Source organism: Arthrobacter sp. SLBN-122 (assembly GCF_006715165.1).
GTDB lineage: Bacteria > Actinomycetota > Actinomycetes > Actinomycetales > Micrococcaceae > Arthrobacter.
Window position 1 is genome coordinate 210833 of record NZ_VFMS01000001.1, and the last position, 21309, is coordinate 232141.

The window sequence follows — 21309 nt, forward strand, 5'->3', positions numbered from 1 at the left end:
ACGGCCAACGGTCCCACTCTAGACGGGCCGCTCCCGGTCCCGCGGGTAGGCTGGACCAGTGACGATCGAGGGCAGCACCGGCAGGAACCATGACGGCTCGGACCGGGCCTGGGCCGACCGGGCCATCCGGACCATCAGGGCCGAAAACAACCGCTCGGCGGACACACACCTGTACTCCGTGCCGCTGCCGGAACAGTGGGGCATCCAGCTGTATCTCAAGGACGAATCCACGCACCGTTCCGGCAGCCTTAAGCACCGGCTGGCCAGGTCCCTGTTCCTGTTCGGCCTGGTCAACGGCCTGATCCGGGCGGACACCACCATCGTGGAGGCCTCGAGCGGCAGCACAGCGGTCTCGGAGGCATATTTCGCCCAGCTGCTGGGGCTCCCCTTTGTTGCCGTTATGGCGCGCACCACCAGCCCGGAAAAGATCGCGCTGATCGAAAAGTTCGGCGGCTCCTGCCTGCTGGTGGAGTATGCCTCGGATGTGTATGCGGCGGCCGAGGAAGTGACTGCCACCTGCAACGGGCACTACATGGACCAGTTCACGTTCGCGGAGCGGGCCACGGACTGGCGCGGGAACAACAACATCGCCGAATCCATCTTCGGCCAGCTCAGCCTGGAGCAGCACCCGGTGCCGGAATGGATCGTGGTGGGCGCCGGCACGGGTGGAACCAGTGCCACGATCGGCCGGTACCTGCGCTACCACAGCCATGCCACACGGCTGCTGGTGGTTGATCCGGAGAACTCGGCGTTCTATCCGGGCTGGCTCGGGGAAACAGCCGGACGGCCCACCGGCCCCTCCCGCATTGAAGGCATTGGCAGGGCCCGGATGGAGCCAAGTTTCATCCCATCGGTCATCGACCGCATGGTCCAGGTTCCGGACGCCGCGTCAATCGCCGCGATGCGGCACCTCGATTCTTTCGCCGGGCTGCACGCCGGCCCGTCCACGGGCACCAACCTGTGGGGGGTTTGGCAGACGGTGGCGCAGATGCTGTCAGAGGGCCGCCGGGGCAGCGTCGTCTCCTTGATGTGCGACGGCGGCGAACGGTATGCGGGGACCTACTGGAACCAGGACTGGCTGGCTTCCCAGGGGCTGGATCCCGCGCCGTACGAGACAGTGGTTTCGCGCTTCCTGGACACCGGCGAGTGGACCGGCGCTCCTGCCTAGACCTCCACGGACTCGCGGGCGGCCAGGTGCCTGTACTCGGTGCCGTACTTGGCGCCGATCCGCTTGACGTGGCCTTCAACGATGCCCAGGCCGTTTTCATTGAGCAGCCCGTCATGGATCTGGAACGCGCGCGGCGCCCGCACCCCAATGACGAAGTCCACCACCTCGGCGGACTTGCTCCACGGCGCGTGCAGCGGAACCAGGAGCGTCCGGACCGGGATTCCTTCAGGGATGATGAACGAGTCCCCCGGGTGGTACACGTTGCCGTCCACCAGGAAACCGATGTTCGCCACCACGGGGATCTGGGGGTGGATCAGGGCGTGCTGGCCACCGAAGCTGCGGATATCGAAGCCGGCTGCCTGGAAGGACTGGCCCGGTTCCACCGTATGGACGCGGTCTGCCGCAGCAGGAGCTTCCCCACGCAGTTGTTTGGCGACGCCGTCGGGGGCAAACAGGACCAGGCTCTTGTCTCCGTCGAGGGCGGCCACCACGGCCTTGGTGTCGATGTGATCCGGGTGTTCGTGGGTCACCAGGACCGCCTGCGCCCCGGACAGCGCCTCGGCTGATTCGGAGAAGGTGCCGGGATCCAGGACCAGGACCCTGCCGTCCTTCTCGAGCCGGATGCAGGCGTGAGTGTATTTAGTCAGCTTCATAGCGCCAGCCTAGGATCCGCCGCGGAAGCCTGTCCACGAACCCTGTCCCTAAGCCCTGCCCTTGAAGCTCCGGCTGGTAATCTTGATGTTTGCCCCCCACGGAAGCGAGTTCGTCCATGCCGATCGGCGTCAAGGCTGATTCCGCCGCCCCATCCCCGGCAGGAGGCGGCAGGGAACAACGCGTAACCAAGCAGCGCAAGGCCGTCAGCGCGGCGCTGGACCACCTGGACGACTTCGTCAGCACGCAGGAGCTTTACCGGATCCTGCAGAACCAGGGCGTGTCCGTGTCACTGGCCACTGCCTACCGGATCCTGCAATCGCTTGCCGACGAAGGGTTGGTGGATGTGCTGCGCAATGGCGACGGCGAAGCGGTGTACCGGCGCTGCGCGGTCACCGCCCACCACCACCACCTGCTGTGCAGGAACTGCGGAAAGGCCGTGGAAGTGGAGGCACCCGCCGTCGAAACGTGGGCAATGCGCACGGCGGCGGACCATGGATTCACCGAGGTGGACCACACGGTGGAAATTTTTGGCCTGTGCCCCGACTGCACCGCCCTTAAGGCCGCCGGGGAGCTGTAAGGACCCGCCCGTTGATGCCGCGTGCGTCGCGCACTGAGCTGATGGCGCGGCACACGACGTAGATCAGGAATGACAGCGTGGTGACGTAGGGGCTGATGGGAATCCGTCCGCCCAATGCCAGCAGGATTCCGCCAACGGTTGCAGTCACAGCGAAGACGACGCTGAGGACCACCGCCGCCACCGGCGAGGACGTGACCCGCAGCGCCGCGGCTGCAGGCGTAATCAGCAGGGCAAGCACCAGCAGGGCACCAACCACCTGGATGGACAAGGCCACACTGACGCCCAGGACCACCATGAAGACGATGGCCAGCGTGCGTACCGGGACTCCCCGGGCCTCTGCGAGCTCGGGATCCACGCTGGCGAAGTTCAGCGGCCGCCAGATGGCCAGCAGCACGAGCATGACCACGACGGCGGTCCCGGCGAGGGCCTGGAGCTGGACGGTGTCCACGGAGACGATCTGCCCCGTGAGGAGCCCGAACTTGTTCGCGGCACGGCCCTGGTACAGGGACAGGAACAGGATTCCAAGGCCCAGGCCGAAGGGCATGATCACGCCGATGGTGGAGTTCTTGTCCCTGGCCCGGACTCCCATGAGGCCCAGGAGCAGTGCTGCGGCCACCGATCCGATGAGCGAGCCGAAGACCACGTCCGCGCCGACCAGCAGGGCGAAGGCGGCGCCCGCGAAGGAAAGTTCGGAGATGCCGTGGACCGCGAAGGCAAGGTCCCGCTTCATGACGAACGTGCCAACCAGGCCGCCAAGGAGCCCCAGGATGGCACCGGCCCAGATGGAGTTCTGGACCAGCATCAGCAGTTCGCCGTAGTTGTCGAAGTTGAAGATGGCCCCAAGGATGCTGTCGGCGTCCACTACGCGGGCTCCCCTGCCAGGGCGTCGGCCTCGGCGTGGTGGTGGGTGGTGGCATCGGGCAGGCCAACGACGACGATCCGCCCGTTGGCGTGGATCACCTCTACCTGGGTGCCGTACAGGTCGGAGAGCACTTCAGTGGTCATGACCTCTTCCGGCGTCCCCACCCGGAACCGTCCCCCTGCCAGGTACAGGACCCGGTCGACGTAGTCGATGATGGGGTTGATTTCGTGGGTAACGAAGACAACGGCGCTGTCGTGTTCACGGCTTTGTTTGTTGATCAGGGCGCTGACTGCCTGCTGGTGGTGCAGGTCAAGGGACAACAGCGGTTCGTCGCAGAGCAGGACCTGGGGGTCCGTTGCCAGCGCCTGCGCCACCCGCAGCCGCTGCTGTTCCCCGCCGGAGAGCTGGCCAACCGGAACCTTGGCATAGTCGGAGGCGCCCACCAGCTCCAGGAGCTGGTCCACCCTGCGGTTTGTCTTGCCCGCCGACAGCCGGACGCCCCAGCGGTGCCCATCGACTCCCAGCGCCACCAGGTCGCGGGCACGCATGGGTGTGTCCTGCGGAAAGGACTTTTGCTGGGGAATGTAGCCGATCAGGTTGCTGCCGCGTTCCACGGACCGTCCGCCCAGGGACGCCTTTCCGGAGTGCAGCTTCTGCAGGCCCAGGAGGACTTTCAGGAAACTGGTCTTGCCGCTGCCGTTGGGGCCCAGCACGGCGAAGAATTCACCGGGCTTGATCTCCAGGTCCAGGTCCTCCCAGAGCGTGCGCTGACCGAACTTGAGGCACGCCCCTTCGAGGCTGACGACGGATTTCACCTGTTTGACTCCAGAATTTTGCTGACGTTGTTCACATTGTCCGTCATCCACTGCAGGTAGGTCTTGCCCTCCGGCAGGGTTTCGGTGAAGTCCACCACCGGAACGCCTGCGGCTTCGGCCGCTTTCTTCAGCGTTTCCGTCTGCGGGCCTTCGGTCTGGGCGTTGTAGGCCAGCAGCCGCACGGTCCTGGACGCCACCACGTCGGTGGCCTCCTTCATGGCGGCGGGCGGCACGTCAGTGCCCTCCTCGATCGCGGCAGTGTACTGCTCCGGCGTGGCGTTCTTCAGGCCGGCATCTTCGAGCAGGTACAGCGGGACGGGTTCGGTGACCGCAACCTGGCCTCCGGACGCCGCGGCTTTCGCGGCGTCCAGCTTGCCGTGCAGCCCTGCGAGGGAAGACTTGAAGGCGTCGGCGTTGGCAGTGAATGTGGCAGCGGAACCGGGATCCAGCGCGCCGAGCTTCTCCGCAACACTGTCGGCCACGCGCTCCATGGCCGGCAGGCTGTACCAGACGTGCTCGTTGACGTCGCCGTGATCGTGCCCGTCCGAACCTTCCGCCGCCGGCGGGGTCGCCGCCTGGGTCTCCTCTTCCGGGTGGGCAAGGCCGGAGATTTCGACGGCGGTCAGCACGGAGCCGCTGTCCAGCTTGCTGCTCTCCACCAGGGTATGGAGGAAATCGTCGTAGCCGCCGCCGTTTTCGATGACCAGCTGGGCTTTGGAGACGGTCAGGCGGTCCTGGGCGGTTGCCTCGTAGGAGTGCGGGTCCTGGCCGGCGCTGTTGATGATCGCGGTGACGTTGACCTTATCCCCGCCAATGGTCCTGGCGATGTCGCCGTACACATTCGTGGAAGCTACGACATTGATCCCCTGTGCGGACGCAGGACTCCCGGGCTGTTGCGTACTGCATGCAGTCAGCAACAGCCCAAGTCCCGTCAAGGCGGCAAGGAAAGAGCTGGCAGCGGCTGTACGGCGCACGGAAAACCTCAGTTCACACAGATGGGGAGGATGACAGTGCAAGCCTATACCTAAATGCGAATGATTCCTATTTAGGTCCGCTGCCGTTGGGCTGGCCCAGGCGACGGATCCCGGTGGCCTGCGTCGCATCGCGGATTTCGCCAACGAGCTGTTCAATGACGTCCTCCAGGAAGAGCACACCGCGCGTCCTGCCGTCCGGGCCTATGACGCGGGCCAGGTGGGATCCCGTTCGCTGCATGACGGACATCGCCTTTTCGATCTCGTCACCCAGTGCCAGGTTGGCCAGCGACCGGATGCGGCTCTCGGCAATCGGCAGCTCGTAGGCAGACTCCGGAATGGACAGCACATCCTTGACGTGGAGGTAGCCGTAAAGCATGTCCTCGTCATCCAGCATGGGAAACCGGGAGAACCCCGTACGGCTGACGGTCTTTTCAAACTCCACCGGAGTGGTGGAAGCCCCCAGCATGACCAGGTTTTCGAGCGGCACCATGATGTCCTCCGCCGTGTGCTCCGAGAACTCGAGCGCACCGGTGATGAGCCCGGCGTCGTCGTCCACCAGCCCATGGCGTGTGGACTCCTGGACGATCGACTGCACCTCCTCCAGGGTGAAGGAGGACGTCACCTCGTCCTTGGGTTCGATCCGCATCAGTTTGAGGATGTGGTTGGCCGACCAGTTGAGAACTGAAATCACCGGGTGGACCAGCCGCGAGACGAACAGCAGGGGCGGGGCCAGGACCAGTGCCGCCTTGTCCGCCACGGACACCGAAATGTTCTTGGGCACCATCTCGCCGAAGGTGACGTGCAGGAAGGTCACCAGCATCAGGGCCACCGCGAAGGCCGCAACGTCCGCGGCTTCCGCCGGCAGGCCCACCGCCTCCATGGGGGCGGCAAGCAGGTGGTGGATCGCCGGCTCGGCCACCAGCAGGATCAGCAGCGAACACACGGTGATGCCCAGCTGCGCGCAGGCCAGCATCAACGACACATTCTCCATGGCGCGCAGGGTGGTCTGGGCGCGCTTGGAGCCGGCATCGGCCAAAGGCTCGATCTGGCTGCGGCGCGCGGACATGATGGCGAATTCAGCGCCCACGAAAAAGGCGTTGCCCAGCAGGAGGAAGCCCAGCCAAAGTATTCCGGCCCAGTCGCTCATGGCTTGCTCCTGTCATTGGCGTCCTGCACGGCGGGTTGTTCCGCGGGGTGGAAGCAGATGCGGTCGATCCTGCGGCCGTCCATCCTGGTGACGCTGAGGGTTCCGCCGCCCACGTCGACGGCGTCCCCCACCATGGCGATCCTGCCGAGCTTGCTCATGACGTAGCCGCCCACGGTCTCGTAGGCCGCTTCGTCCGGAACGCTCAGTCCCGGAATCTGTTCTGACAACTCATCCGGGCGGAGGAGTCCGGGGAAGTACCAGTCGCCGGAGGCGCTTTGCAGGAGTCCGGGGCGGACCCTGTCGTGTTCATCCGCCACCTCGCCCACGATTTCCTCCACGAGGTCCTCGAGGGTGGCGATGCCTGCCGTGCCGCCATATTCATCGAGCACGACCGCCAGCTGGAGGTTTCCCTCCCGCAGCTCGGCCAGCAGTGCATCAAGGTGGATGGTCTCGGGCACCCGCAGCACCTCGGTCATGATGGCGCCGGCTTCAAGGTTGCGGCGCCGTTCCCACGGCACAGCGACAGCCTTCTTGACATGCACCAGGCCACGGATGTCATCGGCGGAATCACCTATGACGGGGAACCGGGAGTATCCGGTCCGCCGTGCGGCATCCACCACATCGGAGACCGGCTGGTCCGCGTCGATCGTCTCAAGCCGGATGCGCGGCGTCATGACGTCAGCGGCCGTCCGGGTCGAAAAATTAAGGGTGCGGGCGATGAAGTTGGCGGTTCCGGCGTCGAGCGTCCCCATCGCCGCGGACCTGCGAACCAGCGAGGCAAGCTCTGCAGGTGTCCGCGCTCCGGAGATTTCCTCCTTGGCTTCCAGCCCGAAGATGTGCAGGACCTTGTTGGAAAAGCCGTTGAGGACCAGGATGGCGGGCTTGAAGATGGCCGTAAAAACCAGTTGTGGTCCGGCCAGTGCCCGGCCCACGGGAAACGCCAGTGCAATCGCCATGTTCTTGGGCACCAGTTCGCCCAGGAGCATGGACAGCAGTGTGGCCACGACCATCGCCAGGACCAGCGAGATGGACTGCACGGCCACGGCCGGAAGTCCGACGGCGGAAAGCGGCGCCTCGAGCAGGTGGCCCACCGAGGGTTCCATGACATAGCCGGTGAGCAGAGTGGTCAAGGTGATGCCCAGCTGGCAGCTTGAAAGCTGCGTCGACAGCGACTTAAGGCAGGCGAGCAACGGCGCGGCACCGCTGTCGCCGTCGTCAATGGCGCGCTGGACGGTGGCCTGGTCGAGGGCGATGAGGGAGAACTCGACGGCAACGAAGAATCCGGTGCCGGCGATCAGCAGCAAGCCTGCTGCCAGGAGGAGCCACTCCATTCAGCATCCCGCCTGGAGTGCCGAAAGGGGCCCAAGGTCAGTCAAACGGAGAGGGGAAAAGCTGTTTCGGCCCGGCGGAGGATGGTCGGCGGATCGTGATGACCGTTCCGTGCAGGCCGCGGCAAGCTGGGCCGTTGGCTGGTGATGGGCGCGTTGTCGGGGTTTGCCGGCTCTGGGGGCGGACTGCGCGGTGCTTCTCTTGGAGCTCCGCTGACAGCGCCCAGGCCGGCACCTAGATTTACTGTCCATAAGACTTTCAGTCTACAGGAGCGGCCCCCTCCCCTGATGCGCGGCAGGGTGTCCTGGGCCGGCACGTTTTCCGGCCCCCGAAGCCCTCCCCGGGGCTGCGGGCAAGGCACGGCGCGCAGCGGGGGCTGCCGTCCCCGGGCCCACATTCGGACGCTTTTTTAGCCCTGCATTTAGCCCCGCGAACGTCACTTCATGATTTGGGTCACCCTTATTGGCAGTTAACACAGGATGCTCACTAGACTTGCAAAGGGTCTGGGTTCAGAGGACGCAGAGACTGGTTCGATCGCAGTGCTGAAGCACCGGGGGGCCAAAGAGAAATCAAACTCATGGAAGAGGCGTATTTCAAGTGCCAGAGCAGCCAAGCCACCGTCTACCAGAGGAATTTGGCGGGAACGAGTGGCTCGTTGACGAACTGTACGAGCAGTACCAAAAGGACAAGAATGCTGTGGACGCCAAGTGGTGGCCGCTGTTTGAATCCTTCGACTCGGGTAACGGTTCTTCCAACAACGGAAATTCCGCTCACGCTGCCAACCCTCCTACCCGGGAACTTCCCGTGGTGAAGCCGGCACCCTCTGCTTCGGCACCGTCGCCGGCTGCAGCGCCTGCCGCTCCCCCGGCCGCCCCGGCGCCCGCCGCTCCGGCAGCGGCCCCTGCACCTGTGAAGAAGGCCCCCGCCACGGAGGCACGCGACGGCGGCAAGAAGACTGAAGCAGGAACCGGCTCGCAGCCCATTCCGGCGCAGCTGCCCAAGAACGTCAAGGCTCCCACCGCGCCGGAGGAGGACGTCGTCTCCGTCCTCCGCGGACCGGCCAAGGCCATCGCCACCAACATGGTCACCAGCCTTCAGGTGCCCACCGCCACCAGCGTCCGCGCAATTCCCGCCAAGCTGCTGATCGACAACCGCGTCGTCATCAACTCCAACCTCGCCCGCGCCCGCGGCGGCAAGGTTTCCTTCACGCACCTCATTGGCTACGCCGTGATCCGCGCGCTGTCCCAGTTCCCGTCGATGAACGTCTACTACGACGAGGTGGACGGCAAGCCCGTCGCAGTCCAGCCGGCACATGTCAACTTCGGCATCGCCATCGACATGCCCAAGCCCGACGGCACCCGCCTGCTCATGGTCCCGAACATCAAGAAGGCCGAGACCCTCAACTTCGCCGAGTTCTGGCACACCTACGAGGACCTCATCAAGCGAGCCCGGAACGGCAAGCTCACCGCCGAGGACCACCAGGGCACCACCGTTTCCCTGACCAACCCCGGCGGCATCGGCACCGTGCACTCGGTGCCGCGCCTCTCCAAGGGCCAGGCCGCCATCATCGGCGTCGGCGCCCTTGACTACCCCGCCGAGTTCCAGGGCGCCAGCGAAAAGATCATCGCGCAGAACGCCATCAGCAAGGTCCTCACGCTTACTTCGACGTACGACCACCGCGTCATCCAGGGCGCCGGCAGCGGCGAGTTCCTCAAGCTGGTGCACCAGCTGCTGCTCGGTGCGCAGAACTTCTACGACGAGATCTTCGAAGCCCTGCGCATCCCCTACGAGCCCGTGCGCTGGAGCCCGGACCTTCAGGTGGATCCGGCCGACGAGATCAACAAGGTGGCCCGGATCCAGCAGCTGATCCACTCCTTCCGCGTGCGCGGACACCTCATGGCGGATACCGATCCGCTGGAGTACGTCCAGCGCAAGCACCCGGACCTCGACGTCCTCACCTACGGCCTGACCCTCTGGGACCTGGACCGCGAATGGCCCACGGGCGGCTTCGGCGGCAAGCCGATGCTGAAGTTCCGCGACATCCTCGGAGTCCTGCGCGATGCCTACTGCCGCACCACCGGCATCGAATACATGCACATCCAGGAGCCCGCCGAGCGCAAATGGTTCCAGGACCAGCTGGAACACGCCTACTCCAAGCCCAGCCGCGAAGAGCAGCTGCGCATTGTCTCCAAGCTGAACGCGGCCGAGGCCTTCGAGACCTTCCTGCAGACCAAGTTCGTTGGGCAGAAGCGCTTCTCGCTGGAAGGCGGCGAGTCCCTGATCCCGCTGCTGGACGCCATCATGTCCGATGCAGCCGACGACGGCCTGGACGAAGTCGCCATCGGCATGGCCCACCGTGGCCGCCTCAACGTCCTGACCAACATTGCCGGCAAGACCTACGCGCAGGTCTTCCGGGAATTCGAAGGAACGCAGGATCCGCGCTCCATTCAGGGTTCCGGTGACGTCAAGTACCACCTGGGCACCGAGGGCACCTTCACGTCGGACAACGGCAAGGAGACCAAGGTCTACCTCGCCGCCAACCCGTCCCACCTGGAAGCCGTGGACTCCGTCCTCGAAGGCATTGTCAGGGCCAAGCAGGACCGCCTGGACCAGGGCGAATCGTTTCCCGTCCTGCCCATCATGGTCCACGGCGATGCTGCCTTCGCCGGCCAGGGCGTGGTGGCGGAAACGCTCAACCTTTCCCAGCTGCGCGGCTACCGCACCGGCGGAACCATCCACATCGTGGTCAACAACCAGGTCGGCTTCACCACCGCCCCGTCATCGTCGCGCTCGTCCACGTACTCCACCGACGTTGCCAAGATGATCCAGGCACCGGTCTTCCACGTGAACGGCGACGACCCCGAGGCCGTTGTCCGCATCGGCCAGCTTGCCTACGAATTCCGCCAGCGCTTCCACAAGGACGTCGTCATCGACATGGTGTGCTACCGGCGCCGTGGCCACAACGAGGGCGACGACCCCTCGATGACCCAGCCGCTGATGTACAACCTGATCGAGGCCAAGCGCTCCGTCCGCAAGCTGTACACCGAGTCGCTGATCGGCCGCGGAGACATCACCGAGGAAGAAGCCGAGCAGCTGCTCCGCGACTACCAGGAACGGCTGGAGCGTGTCTTTGCCGAGACCCACGCCGCCCAGACCTCCCCGATCCCGATCGTCACCGCGGATTCCGCCGCCGTGTCCGATATCGAGCGGCCCATGGCACAGCAGTCCGATTCCAGCGTCAGCGCTCCGGTCTCCACGGCCATTAGCGCCGAGACCCTGGCCCGGATCGGCAAGGCACACGTCGAGATCCCCGAGGGCTTCACGGTTCACCCGAAGCTGAAGCAGCTGCTGGAGAAGCGCGAGCAGATGTCCCGCCAGGGCGGCATCGACTGGGGCTTCGGCGAGATCGCAGCCTTCGGGTCCCTGATCATGGAAGGCGTGCCCGTACGCCTCGCCGGCCAGGACTCGCGCCGCGGCACGTTCGTGCAGCGCCACGCTGTCTTCCACGACCGCGCCAACGGCAAGGAATGGCTGCCGCTGGGCAACCTTTCCGACGACCAGGCCAAGCTGTGGATCTATGATTCGCTGCTGTCCGAATACGCTGCCATGGGCTTCGAGTACGGCTACTCAGTGGAGCGCCCGGACGCCCTGGTCCTCTGGGAAGCCCAGTTCGGCGACTTCGTCAACGGTGCACAGACCATCATCGACGAATTCATCTCCTCTGCCGAGCAGAAATGGGGCCAGCGTTCCTCCTTGGTCCTGATGCTCCCGCACGGCTACGAAGGCCAGGGACCTGACCACTCCTCTGCGAGGATCGAGCGCTTCCTGCAGCTGTGTGCAGAAGACAACATGATCGTGGCCAACCCCACCACGGCGGCTTCGCACTTCCACCTGCTGCGCCGCCAGGCGTACAACCGCCCGCGGAAGCCGCTGATCATCTTCACGCCCAAGCAGCTGCTGCGCCTGAAGGCTGCCGCATCGTCCGTGGAGGACTTCACCAACGGCACCTTCCGCCCCGTCATCGGTGAGCATGAGCAGCTGCCGGCGACCGCCGTCGAACGCGTCCTCCTGGTCTCCGGCCGCCTGTACTACGATCTCCTGTCCACCCGGCAGAAGACCGGCGACAAGACCACCGCCATCATCCGCGTGGAGCAGCTCTACCCGCTGCCGCACGAGGAGATCGCGGCTGAGCTCGCCAAGTACCCCAACGCCGAAGTGGTCTGGGCCCAGGACGAGCCTGCCAACCAGGGCCCCTGGCCGTTCATTGGCCTGAACCTGCCGGAGGTCCTCGACCGCCGCGTGCGCCTGGTATCCCGGCCGGCCTCCGCCTCCACCGCAGCTGGCTCCATGAAACGGCACGCCGCGGAACAGGATGTCCTCCTGAAGCAGGCATTTGCACGGAAGTAAGCAGTAAGGCTGCCCGGCCGGAGTCGAAATACCAGACTCCGGCCGGGCAGTTCTGTTTAATGGATGAACAGCGCCGCCCCGTACCTCCGCAGCCGCGGCGGCGACGATGCAGCGGCCGTACCGAAGCAAACCCGTACCGAAGTAAAGAGGAACGCGTGGAAGACAGGAAGCTGCGGATCGCAGCTGTAGGAGACGAACTGCTGGCCGGACTGGGCGATCCCAGGGCGCTTGGCTGGCTGGGCCGCGTCCTGGCCCGCACTCCCCAGGACGGCATGCTCCTGGAAAGCTACTCCCTCCCCTGTCCGCAGGAAGGTACGGAGGGGCTGGCCGCGCGGTGGCTGGATGAAGCCGGCCGGCGCTTCAGCGCCCAGGCGGAGAACAGGCTGGTCATCGGCCTGTCCGGACGGGACATCGAGTTTGGCCTCTCCACGGCACGGAGCAGGCTGAATCTGGCCAACATCCTGGACTCGGCTTCGCAGAACCGGATAGAGGTTTTCGTTGTGGGGCCGCCGCCCACACTTGACCCGGCGCAGAACCGGCGGCTTGACGAACTGAACACCGCCTTCGCTGACGTCACCACCCGCCGCAAGCACCTCTACGTCGACACGTTCTCGCCCTTGCTGAACCATGAACAGTGGCGCCAGGACCTTGCGGCCAACGGCGGTACGCCCGGCCAGGCAGGGTATGGCCTGATGGCATGGCTGGTGCTGCACCGCGGCTGGTTCCAGTGGCTCCGCCTGGACGCGCCCCAGTAACCCCTTTCGAGATACCTTGACCACGCCTTCCGGCGGCATTACGTTGGAGGCCAACGCGATATATCGTCTTTGGAGGGGACCATGACCGGGCAGACCTGGACTGTTACAGAGCCGCAAACGATGGACATCGACGGCGTGACGTCCCTGAAGCTGGGCATGGTCCGGGGAAGGTTCCAGGTGGTGACGCACACCGGACCCGGGTTCCGGCTGGAGCTTGCCGAGGTGCACGGCGATCCGGTGGCAGTATCGCTGTACAGCGGCAGGCTGGAAGTGCGGCATCAGCTGCACGGCGCCCAGGGCTGGTTCAAGAACTTCATGGAGACGGTCAACCACAACAGCGACAATTCCGCTGTCATCACCATCACCGTTCCCCACGGGGTGGACATCGAGGCAGGCACCGTCAGCGGTGAGGGACTCGTTTCGGGTATCTCCGCCCATATCAGGCTGAACACAGTCTCAGGTTCAGTGGTGGCGGACAGCACATCCGGCGAGCTGCAGGTCAGCACCATCAGCGGCAGCGTGGACGTCAGGAACCACCGCGGCGTGCTCACCGCCAAGAGCGTCTCCGGAGCGGTTACCGCCTCCGGCCACTTCACCAATGTCCGCACCAACACCGTGAGCGGCCACCTCAGCTTCGAATTGCTTGGCTTTACCCGTGACTTCGGCTCCAACTCGGTGTCCGGGGACCTCACCATCAGGCTGCCGCATGACGTCGGCGCCGACATTGTGGCCAAATCCGCCGGCGGAGCAGTGATCCTTGACGGCCAGCAGTGCCTCCTGGCCAACGGCAAAGTGGAGACCATTGCCGGACCGGACGGGCAACTGATGCTCGTCCGGACCAATTCGGTGTCGGGCAGGACTTCCATCGTCCATTCTCCCGAACCCGTTGGCGGCGGGGAAGCGCACGGCTGATGCCGCCCGTCTTCGCACACGGTGCGTTGCGCCTCTACCTCCTGGCCCTGCTGGAAAGCGGGCCCAGGCACGGCTATGAGCTCATCAAGGCGCTCAAGGACAGGTTCGGCGGGACCTACTCCCCCAGCGCCGGCACCATCTACCCCCGCTTGGGCAAGCTCGAGGAAGACGGCCTGGTGGCCACCGAGCGGCTCGGGCGGCGCACCAACTACTACATCACCGCAGCCGGCCTTGCCGAACTGGACCGGCGCCGGGAGGATGTGGCCGGGGTCGAGCATGACATTGCGGTCTCCCTGGAAAGGCTGGATGTGGAACTGATGGTGCAGAAGTTCCGCGACGAGTTGTGCGCAGACCTCCGGCAGCCGGGCATACGCCGTCCCATCAGCCCCGGCACACTGGAAACCGTCAGGGCAGCCCTGGACGAGGCCCGGGCTGCCATCCGGAGCACCCTCCAGTCCTAGGCATGGCGCTTCCTGCCGCGCTGCCGCAGGTCATCCGCCCCTTCCCGGTTCGCGGGCCGCCACATCATGTGGGAGACTTGAGGGCAGCTCTTTTTGAGTACCAACAGTAAGGAGGCCAGCTATGAGCAAGCGTGCACGCAAGCGTCGTGACCGTAAGCGTGGCGGCGCGAACCACGGGAAGCGCCCCAACACCTAGGCAAATGCCAGGAACTACGGTTCAGGCAAAGGACCCCGCAAGCCAATCGGCTTCCGGGGTCCTTTGCTGTCTGCGGCCCTGATCCGCTCACGCGGTCCCTGCAAGGGGCGGCTTATACCTATGCCTCCACTGGACGGATGGCGTGGATCCTGTCCAGGATGGCGTTCTTCAGGTTGTCCGGCGCGGATTCGGTGCAGGAACGCTTGACCATGTTGCGGATGACGCACTCCAGGTCATACTGCTCCGTGCACTCAGGGCAGTCATCAAGGTGGTTCTTGATTTCCGTGATGTCCTCGCGGGTCAGTGCCCCGTCAAGGTATTCGTAGATGCGTTGCATCCGGGTGTCATCGCAATCGCCCAATCCCTGGCAGTCGCTCATTTCCTGTTCTCCTGTGCTTTGCTTCCTGCCGCATCGGTGGCGTCCGCGGCCGTTTTGAATCCCCGCTCGGCGGCGTATTCCGCGAGCATGTCCCGCAACATTCGCCGGCCGCGGTGGAGCCGGGACATCACAGTGCCGATGGGCGTATTCATGATGTCTGAGATTTCCTTGTAGGCGAAGCCCTCCACGTCGGCGAAGTAGACCGCCAGCCGGAACTCCTCCGGAATATCCTGCAGCGCCCGCTTTACGTCCGAATCGGGAAGATGGTCCAGCGCTTCCGCCTCGGCCGAACGCAGTCCGCTCGAGGTGTGTGACTCCGCCCGTGCCAGCTGCCAGTCCTCAATGCTGTCCGAGTTGGACTGCAACGGCTCGCGCTGCCTCTTCCGGTAGAGGTTGATGTACGTGTTGGTCAGAATCCGGTACAACCAGGCTTTCAGGTTTGTACCCGGCTTGTACTGGTGGAAGGCCGAAAACGCCTTGGTGTAGGCCTCCTGCACCAGGTCTTCGGCGTCGGACGGGTTCCGCGCCATGCGCATGGCAGCGGAATACAGCTGGTCGACGTACTGCATGGCGTCCCGCTCAAAACGAAGGCGGCGCTGTTCGTCGCTCTCTTTGGAGACGTCCAGGGTACTGTCCTCGGTGCCCGCAGCAGCTGTCACCGAATCAGCGCCTGCTTTTCCCGCAGGCACAGGCGCGGAGCCGGCCTTCCCGTTCACTTCGCCGGGGGTAGCCTCATACATGGCCGCAACGGCCGGATCCAGGGTGTTCATTGCCTTCAAGTCTACTGTCAGGCTCCCTGCCCGGGGCATGCCGTACTCCGGCGGCTCCGCGGCCAGCTTGTCCACTGCCACCGGGCCCGCCTGCCTGGTTCCGTCCAACACCTTCCCCAAGGGCCAACTCCGCTCTGTATCGGGTAAATGATCGTCAGGCCCCATGTCACGGACCCGTTTGCCATAACCGGCTCCCACGGGCAAATATTCCCCAAAAGTGCAAGACTAGGACCGACTCCGCCGCTCGCCGCGGCTCGTCCATCCAGGAGGAAATCCATGCCCTTTATCCGCACCCTCGCACGGCCCATGCTTGCCTCCAGTTTCGTTCTTGCCGGACTGGATAAGCTCAGGAACGCCGACGACACGGCACAGCAGCTCTCACCGCTGCTGCGCAAGGCCGCAGCAGCGCTCCCGTTCCAGGCGAATGAAAAGACCCTTGCCCGGGTTATCGGCGGCACGCAGGTGGGTGCCGGTGTCCTGTTCGGCCTTGGCAAGTTCTCCCGGCTCTCGGCCGGCCTGTTGACGGTGATTTCGCTCCTGAACACCTTTGTTGAGTGGCGCAGTGCGGACATCAGCAGCAAGGAAGGTCGCGAAGGCCGCCGGAACCAGCTGCTCAAGAACCTCTCGCTGAGCGGCGGCGCCCTGCTCGCTTCCGTGGACACCGCTGGCAAGCCCGGCCTGGCCTGGCGCGCCGGGCACCTGGCGGCCGATGCCCGCAGGAATGCCTCGCACCTGGCAGCCGATGCCCGCAAAACCACCAGCAAGAAGCTGAACAAGGCGGACAAGGCCGTGCGCCGCGCCGTCGAACACGCCACGGGAGCATAAGCACGAATGACCGCAGCAGCTGCCACCCGGGACGGCTCCGGAACACCTGTCCCCCATTGGGCCGCGCCTTTCGCATACCGGCCCGTTGACGCCACCGTAACGGTGCCCGGATCCAAATCCCTGACCAACAGGTACCTGGTCCTGGCGGCCCTCGCTGACGGCCCGTCCCGGCTGCGCGCGCCCCTGCACTCGAGGGACTCGGCGCTCATGGTCGACGCACTCCGGCAACTCGGTGCCGTCATCACCGAAGTGCCCGGGGACGGCGATTTTGGGCCTGACCTGGAGGTGGTGCCGCTGCCGGCGGCAGCGCCCGCCTCCCTGGCCAGGATCGACTGCGGACTCGCCGGCACTGTCATGCGGTTCGTCCCGCCGCTGGCGGCGCTCCGCAAGGGAGCCAGCGTATTCGACGGCGACCCCCACGCCCGGAAGCGGCCCATGGGAACCATCATCGAGGCCCTCAAGGCCCTGGGCGTGGCCGTATCCGCCGAAGACGGCAGCGTGCCGTCGTCGCTCCCCTTCACGGTGGACGGCAGCGGCGCAGTCCGCGGCGGCCACCTGGTGATCGACGCCAGTGCCTCGTCGCAGTTCGTCTCCGCCCTCCTCCTGGTGGGGGCGCGGTTCGACGAGGGCCTGCACTTGGAACACGTGGGCAAGCCGGTGCCCAGCCTGGACCACATCAACATGACGGTGGCCGTCCTGCGCGGCGCCGGCGTGTCAGTGGACGATTCCGTCCCCAACCACTGGGTTGTGGCGCCGGGTCCCATCCGCGCCTTCGACCAGCGGATCGAACAGGACCTGTCCAACGCCGGGCCCTTCCTTGCGGCGGCCCTTGCCTCGCAGGGGACAGTCCGGATTCCCAACTGGCCGGCGGAAACCCAGCAGGTGGGAGACCTTTGGCGCGGAATCCTGGCCAGCATGGGCGCCACGGTGACCCTGGCTGACGGCGTCCTGACAGTCACCGGCGGCCCGGAGATCAAGGGCGGTGACTTCGCTGACACCAGTGAATTGGCTCCGACGGTGGCAGCCCTGTGCGCCCTGGCCTCCGGACCTTCCCGGCTCAGCGGGATCGCCCACCTGCGGGGGCATGAGACGGACCGGCTCGCGGCCCTGGTGGCGGAGATCAACCGGCTCGGCGGCGACGCCGAGGAAACCAGCGACGGCCTGGTGATCCGGCCCGCCCCGCTGCATGCCGGCGTCGTGCACAGCTACGCGGACCATCGAATGGCCACGGCGGGTGCCATCCTGGGACTCGCGGTGGAGGGCGTCCAGGTGGAGGACATCGGCACCACCGCCAAGACCATGCCGGACTTCCCACAGCTGTGGGCCGGCATGCTGGCCCAGGAAGCGGGGTCCGCAGCCGGACCGGAAGGGCGCGTCAGTGGCGCGTAGCACTGGTTCCTGGGACGAATCGGACGTCCGCATCCGTCCCAGCAAGAAGGGTTCCCGGCCACGCACCAAGGACCGCCCCAGCCATGACGACGCCGTGACCGGACGCATCATCACGGTGGACCGGGGCCGGTACACCGCAGTGGTGGACGAGGACTCGGAGAACGAGCGCGTTGTCATTGCCGCGCGCGCCCGGGAACTGCGCCGCTCGCCAGTGGTTGCCGGCGATTTCGTGTCACTGGTGGGGGACGTGTCCGGAGCACCGGACACGCTGGCCCGGCTGGTGAAGATCCAGGACCGCCACACCCTCCTGCGCCGCAGCGCCGACGACACCGACCCCATTGAACGGGCGGTGGTGGCCAACGCGGACCAACTGGTGATCGTGGTGGCCGCGGCCAACCCGGAGCCCCGCACGGGATTCATAGACCGCGCACTGGTGGCCGCCTACGACGCAGGGATCGAGCCCATCCTGCTGGTCACCAAGGCCGACGTCAAAGACCCTGCGGAACTCCTTTCCAACTACACCCATCTGGACTTCCCGGTCATCATCAGCCGGACGGCCGATGCGCAGGCATCGGGCATCGACGCCCGGTCCGATGACGGCCTCTCGGCGCGGCTGGACAGCGCGGCGGTGGCTGCCCTCCGTGACCACCTGGACGGCAAGGTCACCGTGATGCTCGGGCACTCAGGAGTCGGAAAGTCCACCATGGTGAACGCGCTGACCGGCGCGGAGCGGGCCACCGGCGGAGTGAACGCCGTGACCGGACGCGGCCGCCACACGTCGTCGTCTGCCCTTGCCTTGCGGCTGGCGGATGCGCCGCCCGGCAGCTGGATCATCGACACCCCCGGCATCCGCTCCTTCGGCCTGGCGCACGTGGACCCGGACCGGATCCTGCGTTCCTTCCCGGACCTCTCCCCCGGCATCGAAAACTGCGAACGCGGCTGCAAGCACACGGCAGCCGCGGTGGACTGCGGCCTTGACGACTGGGTGGCGGGCGGACACGCAGGCCCCACCGGGGCTGCCCGGCTGGCGTCCCTGCGGCGGCTGCTGGGTGCGGATCCACGGATGGAAGCACAGGAAACCAAGGAGCTCGGCAGCGTCAACTGACGCGTTCTCCCGGCAGAACCGTTTGCAGACGGTAGTTTGGAACCATGATCCAACCCGCTTCGAGCTACAACGATGACCTGCGCCTGGCCCATGTCCTGGCCGACTCCGTGGATGACCAGACGATGAGCCGCTTCAAGGCCCTGGACCTCCACGTTGAGACCAAGCCGGACCTGACGCCGGTCACCGACGCGGACAAGGCCGCCGAGGAAGCCATCCGCGGCCAGCTCTCCCGTTCCCGCCCCCGCGACGCCGTCCTGGGCGAGGAGTTCGGGAGCACCGGCCACGGTTCGCGGCGCTGGATCATCGATCCCATTGACGGGACCAAGAACTTTGTCCGCGGCGTTCCGGTGTGGGCCACGCTGATCGCCCTCGTGGATGAGGGCGAGCCGGTGGTGGGTGTAGTCAGTGCCCCGGCCCTTGGTAAGCGCTGGTGGGCGGCGAAAGGCATGGGCGCGTACATGGGCAGATCCCTTGCCGCCGCCACCCGGCTCCGCGTCTCCGACGTGTCAAAGCTTTCCGACGCCTCTCTCTCGTACTCCAGCCTGGGCGGCTGGAAGGAACGCGGAAACCTTGACGAATTCCTTGGCCTGACCGAGGATGTCTGGCGGACCCGGGCCTACGGCGATTTTTGGTCGTACTGCATGGTGGCCGAAGGCTCGGTGGACATCGCCTGCGAACCGGAGCTGAACCTCTATGACATGGCCGCCCTGGTGCCGATCGTGGTAGAGGCCGGCGGCCGGTTCACGTCCCTGGAAGGCGAGGACGGCCCGTTCGGCGGAAACGCCCTGGCCACGAACTCAATCCTGCACTCGGAGGTCCTGCACCGCCTGAACCCGTACCTGGACGATCTGCTGTAACTGACGCCCTTTCCGCAAAAAAGCGAATAATGCGACGCCGGACACCTTCTTGGGGAGGTGCCCGGCGTCGTTTTTCGGCTGCACGTAACAAATGCCTTAACAATTGCCGCGGCTTCAATCCTGGCCGCCCCATGTCCTACGCTTTTAGGCAGGTCACGAGTGCCAGCGCAAAACCCCGGTTTGCTGGCCGGCAACCCTCCATTCGCGGTGGGGTGCCCCGGGTGACGACCAGGCCGGTCCGGAGCGGATGCGGCAAGCGCGGATTCCCCCAATGGCGGAGTCCTGTCATCAAGTGAGGTCTCTGTGACAACTGCCACCGTCTCCCCCCAGCCCGTCATTGCCGAAGCCAACGTCCCCGACGGACGCCACGCCGCAGCCGGCCGGCCGCTCGCTGCCGTCACCGGCGCCGAAATCCAGGCGCCCCTGATTTCAGGCGGACACGTCCGGTACGCCAACCTCGATTACGGCGCCTCAGCCCCGGCGTTGTCCGTGGTGTCGGCCTACCTGAACGAGATCCTCCCCTACTACGCGAGCGTCCACCGCGGGGCAGGATACGCATCCCAGATCAGCACCTCCGTGTATGAGAACGCCCGCAGCATCGTCAGGGATTTCGTCGGCGGCCGGGCGGACGATTCGGTCATTTTCACGCGCAACACCACAGATTCGCTGAACCTGCTGGCCGGTTGCCTGCCGGTAACCAATGGCCGGCACGACGGCGAAGTGCTCTACCTGGACATCGAACACCACGCGAACCTCCTGCCGTGGCAGGGCGTCCCGCACCGCAGCATCATCGCCGCCGACACCATCACCGGCACCCTGGAGGCCCTTCGGGCCGAACTTGCACAGGGCGGCGTCAGCCTGCTCGCGGTCACCGGCGCCTCCAACGTCACCGGCGAAATCCTGCCCATCCGGGCCCTGGCCGCGCTGGCCCATGACCACGGCGCACGGATCGTGGTGGACGCCGCCCAGCTCGCTCCCCACCGCCGCGTGGACATCAGCGCGGACGATGTCGACTACCTCGCCTTCTCCGGCCACAAGCTGTACGCGCCCTTCGGCGCCGGCGTCCTGGTGGGACGCCCGGACTGGCTGGACGCCGGCGTCCCGCACCTCGCGGGCGGCGGCGCGGTCAAGGAAGCCAGGCTCGACGGCGTCAGCTGGGCCACCGGGCCGGCGCGCCATGAGGGGGGCTCACCCAACGTCCTGGGAGCCGCCACACTGGCCCGCGCCACCCAGGTGATTGCAGGCTTGGACCAGGAACGCTGGCATGCCCACGAGTCCGCCATCCGTTCCTTCCTGGTGGAGGGCCTGCTGGGGATCGACGGTGTCACCGTCCACCAGATCTTCAAGGACACCAACCCCGAAACGGACACCATCGGCGTGGTCAACTTCTCCGTTGAGGGCTACGACGCCGGACTGGTGGCGGCCTACCTCTCGGCAGAGCATGGGGTGGGACTGCGGGACGGCCGATTCTGCGCCCATCCCCTGCTCAAGCGCCTGGGCCTGCCGTCCGGTTCCCTCCGCGCCAGCTTCGGTGTCGGTTCACGCCTGGAGGACGCCGAACGCCTGCTCGCCGGCATCCGCGCCCTGCGGAGCAACGGTCTGGGCTGGGATTACGTGGTGGACGCCGGCCGCTGGGTGCCCGCCAATGACACCCGCACCTACCCGCACTGGGCACCCAACACCCCGGGCACCGCCGGCGCCGCGCCCTGCATCGACGACTGACACCC

Annotated in this window: 20 protein-coding genes and 1 riboswitch; of the genes, 12 read left to right on the forward strand and 8 right to left on the reverse strand. The window is 65.9% G+C overall.

Annotated elements, in window-relative coordinates; all coding sequences use genetic code 11:
* Positions 1-58: 58 nt before the first annotated feature.
* Entirely contained in the window at positions 59-1168 is a 1110-nt protein-coding gene (locus FBY36_RS00985) for a PLP-dependent cysteine synthase family protein (RefSeq protein ID WP_142116930.1), read from the forward strand.
* Here FBY36_RS00985 and FBY36_RS00990 read toward each other — a convergent pair.
* On the reverse strand, positions 1165-1821 hold the full coding sequence (locus tag FBY36_RS00990; RefSeq protein ID WP_142116931.1) for an MBL fold metallo-hydrolase: 657 nt from the start codon (positions 1819-1821) through the stop codon (positions 1165-1167). The genes FBY36_RS00985 and FBY36_RS00990 overlap by 4 nt on opposite strands.
* Before the next feature lie 116 nt (positions 1822-1937).
* Between FBY36_RS00990 and FBY36_RS00995 the strand changes: the two genes are divergently transcribed.
* Positions 1938-2399 (forward strand): Fur family transcriptional regulator, encoded by a 462-nt coding sequence (locus FBY36_RS00995; protein WP_142116932.1) that lies wholly within the window; start codon positions 1938-1940, stop codon positions 2397-2399.
* On the opposite strand, the gene FBY36_RS01000 is transcribed toward FBY36_RS00995, so the two are convergent.
* The 5 genes from FBY36_RS01000 to FBY36_RS01020 all read right to left on the reverse strand — a co-directional run bounded on the left by FBY36_RS01000 (position 2377) and on the right by FBY36_RS01020 (position 7528).
* Positions 2377-3261 (reverse strand): metal ABC transporter permease, encoded by an 885-nt coding sequence (locus FBY36_RS01000; RefSeq protein ID WP_142116933.1) that lies wholly within the window; start codon positions 3259-3261, stop codon positions 2377-2379. The genes FBY36_RS00995 and FBY36_RS01000 overlap by 23 nt on opposite strands.
* The gene (locus FBY36_RS01005) at positions 3261-4076 is read right to left on the reverse strand and encodes a metal ABC transporter ATP-binding protein (RefSeq protein ID WP_142116934.1); all 816 of its coding nucleotides are present in this window, start codon (positions 4074-4076) and stop codon (positions 3261-3263) included. The genes FBY36_RS01000 and FBY36_RS01005 overlap by 1 nt, the downstream gene beginning before the upstream one ends.
* Positions 4073-5050 carry a metal ABC transporter solute-binding protein, Zn/Mn family gene (locus FBY36_RS01010; RefSeq protein WP_200830411.1) on the reverse strand — a complete coding sequence of 326 codons (978 nt, stop codon included), beginning with the start codon at positions 5048-5050 and terminating at the stop codon, positions 4073-4075. Before FBY36_RS01010 ends, FBY36_RS01005 begins: the two co-directional genes overlap by 4 nt.
* A 67-nt stretch (positions 5051-5117) precedes the next feature.
* On the reverse strand, positions 5118-6197 hold the full coding sequence (locus tag FBY36_RS01015; RefSeq protein WP_142116936.1) for a hemolysin family protein: 1080 nt from the start codon (positions 6195-6197) through the stop codon (positions 5118-5120).
* Positions 6194-7528: a hemolysin family protein gene (locus FBY36_RS01020; protein ID WP_142116937.1), complete on the reverse strand. Its 1335-nt coding sequence runs from the start codon at positions 7526-7528 to the stop codon at positions 6194-6196. Before FBY36_RS01020 ends, FBY36_RS01015 begins: the two co-directional genes overlap by 4 nt.
* A 595-nt stretch (positions 7529-8123) precedes the next feature.
* Between FBY36_RS01020 and FBY36_RS01025 the strand changes: the two genes are divergently transcribed.
* From FBY36_RS01025 to FBY36_RS21110, 5 genes are all read left to right on the forward strand, one after another.
* Positions 8124-11933 (forward strand): multifunctional oxoglutarate decarboxylase/oxoglutarate dehydrogenase thiamine pyrophosphate-binding subunit/dihydrolipoyllysine-residue succinyltransferase subunit, encoded by a 3810-nt coding sequence (locus FBY36_RS01025; protein WP_142116938.1) that lies wholly within the window; start codon positions 8124-8126, stop codon positions 11931-11933.
* A gap of 155 nt (positions 11934-12088) precedes the next feature.
* Positions 12089-12688, forward strand: coding sequence for a GDSL-type esterase/lipase family protein (locus tag FBY36_RS01030; RefSeq protein ID WP_056334984.1), 600 nt, complete (start codon positions 12089-12091; stop codon positions 12686-12688).
* An 81-nt stretch (positions 12689-12769) separates the two neighbouring features.
* On the forward strand, positions 12770-13600 hold the full coding sequence (locus FBY36_RS01035; RefSeq protein WP_142116939.1) for a DUF4097 family beta strand repeat-containing protein: 831 nt from the start codon (positions 12770-12772) through the stop codon (positions 13598-13600).
* On the forward strand, positions 13600-14061 hold the full coding sequence (locus FBY36_RS01040) for a PadR family transcriptional regulator (RefSeq protein WP_142116940.1): 462 nt from the start codon (positions 13600-13602) through the stop codon (positions 14059-14061). The genes FBY36_RS01035 and FBY36_RS01040 overlap by 1 nt, the downstream gene beginning before the upstream one ends.
* Positions 14062-14182: 121 nt before the next feature.
* Complete coding sequence (locus tag FBY36_RS21110) at positions 14183-14257, forward strand: 50S ribosomal protein bL37 (protein WP_369299106.1); 75 nt, start codon at positions 14183-14185, stop codon at positions 14255-14257.
* A 118-nt stretch (positions 14258-14375) separates the two neighbouring features.
* Here FBY36_RS21110 and rsrA read toward each other — a convergent pair whose 3' ends face one another.
* Both rsrA and FBY36_RS01050 read right to left on the reverse strand, forming a co-directional pair.
* A complete protein-coding gene (gene rsrA / locus FBY36_RS01045) occupies positions 14376-14636 on the reverse strand; it encodes a mycothiol system anti-sigma-R factor (RefSeq protein ID WP_056334975.1) in 261 nt (86 codons plus the stop codon).
* Positions 14633-15445 carry a sigma-70 family RNA polymerase sigma factor gene (locus FBY36_RS01050; RefSeq protein WP_142122424.1) on the reverse strand — a complete coding sequence of 271 codons (813 nt, stop codon included), beginning with the start codon at positions 15443-15445 and terminating at the stop codon, positions 14633-14635. The genes rsrA and FBY36_RS01050 overlap by 4 nt, the downstream gene beginning before the upstream one ends.
* 237 nt (positions 15446-15682) lie before the next feature.
* Here FBY36_RS01050 and FBY36_RS01055 point away from each other — a divergent pair, with 237 nt between their 5' ends.
* The 5 genes from FBY36_RS01055 (at position 15683) to FBY36_RS01075 (ending at position 21304) form a co-directional block, all read left to right on the forward strand.
* A complete protein-coding gene (locus FBY36_RS01055; RefSeq protein ID WP_142116941.1) occupies positions 15683-16231 on the forward strand; it encodes a DoxX family protein in 549 nt (182 codons plus the stop codon).
* A gap of 6 nt (positions 16232-16237) precedes the next feature.
* Positions 16238-17620 carry a 3-phosphoshikimate 1-carboxyvinyltransferase gene (gene aroA / locus FBY36_RS01060; protein WP_142116942.1) on the forward strand — a complete coding sequence of 461 codons (1383 nt, stop codon included), beginning with the start codon at positions 16238-16240 and terminating at the stop codon, positions 17618-17620.
* A complete protein-coding gene (gene rsgA / locus FBY36_RS01065) occupies positions 17610-18725 on the forward strand; it encodes a ribosome small subunit-dependent GTPase A (RefSeq protein ID WP_142116943.1) in 1116 nt (371 codons plus the stop codon). The genes aroA and rsgA overlap by 11 nt, the downstream gene beginning before the upstream one ends.
* A 44-nt stretch (positions 18726-18769) precedes the next feature.
* A complete protein-coding gene (gene hisN, locus FBY36_RS01070) occupies positions 18770-19582 on the forward strand; it encodes a histidinol-phosphatase (protein ID WP_056334967.1) in 813 nt (270 codons plus the stop codon).
* Between the two features lie 151 nt (positions 19583-19733).
* Positions 19734-19847: riboswitch (SAM riboswitch) on the forward strand.
* A 38-nt stretch (positions 19848-19885) separates the two neighbouring features.
* On the forward strand, positions 19886-21304 hold the full coding sequence (locus FBY36_RS01075) for an aminotransferase class V-fold PLP-dependent enzyme (RefSeq protein WP_142116944.1): 1419 nt from the start codon (positions 19886-19888) through the stop codon (positions 21302-21304).
* Positions 21305-21309: the final 5 nt, after the last annotated feature.